Origin of the sequence: Weissella sp. DD23 (genome assembly GCF_001579105.1) — a bacterium.
Lineage (GTDB): Bacteria > Bacillota > Bacilli > Lactobacillales > Lactobacillaceae > Weissella > Weissella cibaria.
In genome coordinates this window covers 128,115-132,208 of sequence record NZ_KQ970394.1, presented here as the reverse complement: position 1 = coordinate 132,208, position 4,094 = coordinate 128,115, and the positions used below count along the sequence as shown (strand labels likewise).

Below are 4,094 nucleotides of genomic sequence, written 5' to 3'. Positions count from 1 at the left end.
ATTAACAGTTGCGAACAAATACTTTGCATCGTAATTTTTTTGAGTCCCTGATAACAGTCCATAGTCTGAATCCGACCCGCCTAATATTTTTTTAAAGCTTTCAATCGATTTCTTCAAAATTTGCTCACGATGCACCACAAACAACATCCGATCTGGATTAAACTGTTTTACATCAAAAGCTGCCAAATATGTTTTACCCGTTCCAGTAGCTGAAACTACCAACCCTTTTCTTGCACCGCGTTGCCGCAAGTCAGCAAGAGCTTCCAAAGCTGGTTCCTGCATTTTATTTGGTGTAATTTCTGCTGAATTATCCACAAAAGAACGATCAATTCTGAACTCGGGTTTGCGTTCCTGATAGTGCTCAGAATATTCAGCAATCCATTTCTCAGTCAGCGGCACAGATTGATCCCATAAGTCATCAAGTCTCTCTTGAATTTGCTTTGTAATATCTCCCTGATCGGTGGATGTTACACGTAAGTTCCATTCAAAATTCTTTTTTAAAGCTGTTTGAGTTAAGTTTGCACTCCCAATAATGACTGATGTGTAGTCACCATGATTAAAAGAATATGCCTTGGTGTGAAAACCATTCTCATTAATAATTCGAACATCTACATTGGGTAACTTTAGCAACTCTTTAAAAACTTTTGGCTGATTGAAATCAAGATAGTTAGACGTAATTAGTCGACCTCGAATGCCCCGATTAGCCAGATCATTCAATGTACTTTTAATATCGATTAGTCCACCTTCAGTGACGAACGCCACTGCAAAAGTAAATCCCTGAGTTGTCTGTAACTCGTCGTACAGATGGTCAAGAACCGTGTCTCCACCCTGATTTGTTAGCAACATTGGCTGATAACGTTCTTGCGCTTCAACCCCATCGTCAATAAAGCCAAATTCCGCTCCAGCTCTAAGCTCTTCTTTAGTTGCCATTAGTTAAAACCCCGTTCAACCAATTCTTTAATTGCTGGCACATCAGTAGGGGCCCAACTTAATTCCAAAGCCTCTTGTTCTGAAACCCAGCGTAATTCCTCATGTTCAATTGTTTTGGTTATTTCTGAGTCTAAACGTGCGTATAAAATTTCAAGCACCACAACGCCAAAATCATATTCTTTTTCAAATGGTTCATCGATCTTTTCGAAAATAGTTGCGTTAGCGCCGAACTCTTCAAAAACTTCACGCTTTAAAGCTTCTTCTGGCGTTTCACCCGAATCAATCTTTCCACCTGGGAATTCCCAATAACCACCTAATGAACGTCCTTCTGTTCGCTTAGCCGCGAGTAATTTTCCGTTTTCAATGATTGCCGCTCCAACAACTGGTATACGCTTTGTCATATCGATTACCTCTCGTGTCATATTCCTGTATTCATTTTAGCAGCAATAGAAAAAGATTGGACGAAACATCCAATCTTTTAAGGTAAAAATCTAATCAAATCTGGTACTACCTGTTCACGCACAGTCGCACCATTTGATAAATATACAATTCTATTTTATTTGAGCAACTCTGACCAATTAATATACCAGTATACTGGTATATTAATTAGCTTCAATTTTAGATGGAACTATTTCAAGTACTTTTTGTATCAACTCGTTGTTTCTTTGTTCGATAGACTCTATATTGAATTCTTTTACATTCTTTTGAATTGAATCGTTTAAAAACAATGGTAAAGTCAGTCCAACTTTAGCATCATTACTTGGATCCTTATACAATAATTTTTCTTGGAAGGTCTTTTGCCCTAACCCTGAATTATATGGTGTTAACGTCAAGTTGCCTAACCTATGAACGTTTTTCCTTTGATTCTCTTCGGCTACAGATTCATTACCATCTCCAATTATATCAACCCAATATTTTGGCAGATTTCCTTGTGGCAAAATGTGCTCAATCGACCAACGCAACTTGTTGCCTTTATAGTCATCCAGAGAATCCGGGTTCCCATTATGAAAATAATTTCCAAACTTTCTTTCGAGAGAAATTAACAAAAATCGTGTTGTATGCACGTTTTTATCGTAAATCCCTTCATTCAAAGCATTTTCAAATTGCTGGTTGCTAGGCATGATAACGTTAATCTTACGTGCGATATACGACACTAGATTCTCACCTCTAAATTTATTATCCGTAATGTCTTTACGCATTCCATTAAAGGCGCTTCTTAAGTTAGAAGCCTTTGGTGTAAGCACAAAGTTTCGACGAATAAATAGGTTAATAACCATTCTAATTACTTGGTCAATTTGAGATTCATCGATCTGATACTCCACCTGATTCACTAAAACGTTTAATAAAAAGGGATAACTAGTTGTAGCGTCTAGTTTAGCCAAGCCTGCTAGTGAGTATGTATATTCAGGGCTATCAGTATCAATTTTCATATATACCTTAGCTCGTTCGATTAACTTATCTATATACTCTGCACCATTCTTGTCAAAAAGCCTTTGATATGATTTTACAATTTTTCCTTTTGTCAAACTTGAAACCGATTCTGTTTCAAATGCATCATAATTATTCTGAACAAAACGAGTCATTTTTTGCTCATCCGGTTGGTCGTTATCAGTTACAAACACGTCAGAAAGTTTTTGCCACTTAACAGCATCTCCATGCTTTGATAAATAGATATTTTTTAAAAGATCCAGTGGCGTTAACGGAACGCCCTTACTATTTAGACTTGCAAAAACTTGATATGCATCATTTAGATTTGGAACAGAAATCTGTAAAAGTTCAATTTTATTAAGCTTATTTTGATAGAAATCATGTAGTTGATGCGCCGTCATATCCGATAACAAATTATCTTCAATGTACTTATATCGTTTAAAAAAGGCATAGTTCCCATAGCCTGGAACTATTTTTTGCCCCTCCAACTGCTGCAGCAAGTTTTTGAAAATTTCCTGATCTTTGTCTAGTAGTTGTAATCTAGGCGTTTCAATATTGCTATCCACCAATAATTGTCTCTTTATATCACCGATGTCTTGATACAACAACGCCTTGATGTCTTCAGAAGTTTCTGGTTTATTAGCAATAGACTTCATATTAGAATAAAGACCTAATAAAAGCATGCTAAGCGTCGTAAGTCTCTGCTGCCCATCAATAATACTGTCATGTCCTTCTTCAGTATTAATCAGTAAATTTCCTACATAGTATCCACTATCTTCATTAGCAATGTCATTGAACAAAGTTTCAATCTGCTCTGCCCGCCAAGAATAATGGCGCTGATATACAGGTACAATATATTTATTTGAAGCGCCAATTTGAAAAACAGATGCTAAAGGCAATGTTTTTGGTGTAATATCCATGCTTAACTTCCCCGTCTCATCGCCAAATCACGACAACTTTATTATTCATTTCGTTCTGCCTAGCTTCTACTGTATCGTTATTCCAACCTTGCTTAACTTGCTCAGCCAAATAATTGTTTCCTGGGAACAACGACCCATGTAACGCTTGATATTTTTCATCAATATCGCGCTCATCAAACTTGTACGCTTTCTCAATTAGCGTCCAATTTCCAATTCGGGACTCGTGATCTGTATCTACATCATCATTAATATTATTTAACTCCGCAATGCGAACTAGTTCATACTTGTCTTCTCGGAAAACATCTTCATAGTAGTTCTCCTCACTATTTGCATATGCAAGCTCACTCAATAAATACGTAAGCGCCCACTTCTTTTGCCCACGTTTTCCACCTTCTTTAGACAAAACCGAAAAGGCAGCAAGAACATCTGCATCAGAATGTAGCATAACAGGACGCTTCAAGTCTGCGTTTATATCGTCAACATTAGTTAGCTCACCCCGATAAATCTTATTTGCCGTTGTCGCAAACCCGTTTTCCAACGTGTTAGTTCCGTTATTCAGAATTGTTCGGTGTCGTACAAAGATTGAAATCACTTGATGCAGAACTTGCGCGATTTGTTGCTCATCAAACCGTTGCTTCCGCATTGATAAGAATATTGGATAATACAGCTTTACGCTCATTTTATCCAGTATGTCTATTTCTGCATGTAACATGCTATTTTTAAATAAATCTCTGTTCGCAACCGGACTCCACGGATTTTCTAGCACATCATAGGCATGTACAAGTTCAACCAAATCATCTAAGAAATTCTTACCCT

General features: G+C 37.2%; 3 protein-coding genes and 1 pseudogene. All 4 read right to left on the bottom strand.

The genetic code is table 11. The features are described 5' to 3' along the window. Nucleotides 1–930, bottom strand: a 930-nt coding sequence (locus WEIDD23_RS08060; RefSeq protein WP_156469608.1) for a DEAD/DEAH box helicase family protein, incomplete at its 3' end; no start/stop codon positions are given. Continuing rightward, nucleotides 930–1,331 (bottom strand): (deoxy)nucleoside triphosphate pyrophosphohydrolase, encoded by a 402-nt coding sequence (locus WEIDD23_RS08055; RefSeq protein WP_010370830.1) that lies wholly within the window; start codon nt 1,329–1,331, stop codon nt 930–932. The genes WEIDD23_RS08055 and WEIDD23_RS08060, both read right to left, overlap by 1 nt. Nucleotides 1,332–1,532: 201 nt before the next feature. Further along, nucleotides 1,533–3,278, bottom strand: coding sequence for a DUF262 domain-containing protein (locus tag WEIDD23_RS08050; protein WP_010370833.1), 1,746 nt, complete (start codon nt 3,276–3,278; stop codon nt 1,533–1,535). A 16-nt stretch (nt 3,279–3,294) separates the two neighbouring features. Continuing rightward, nucleotides 3,295–4,094 (bottom strand): annotated as a pseudogene (locus tag WEIDD23_RS08045) (DUF262 domain-containing protein); the annotation flags it as partial.

Excerpts from the sequence above, each read along its gene's own strand:
- WEIDD23_RS08055 (WP_010370830.1), bottom strand. The coding sequence starts at position 1,331 with ATGACAAAGCGTATACCAGTTGTTGGAGCGGCAATCATTGAAAACGGA.
- WEIDD23_RS08050 (WP_010370833.1), bottom strand. The coding sequence starts at position 3,278 with ATGGATATTACACCAAAAACATTGCCTTTAGCATCTGTTTTTCAAATT.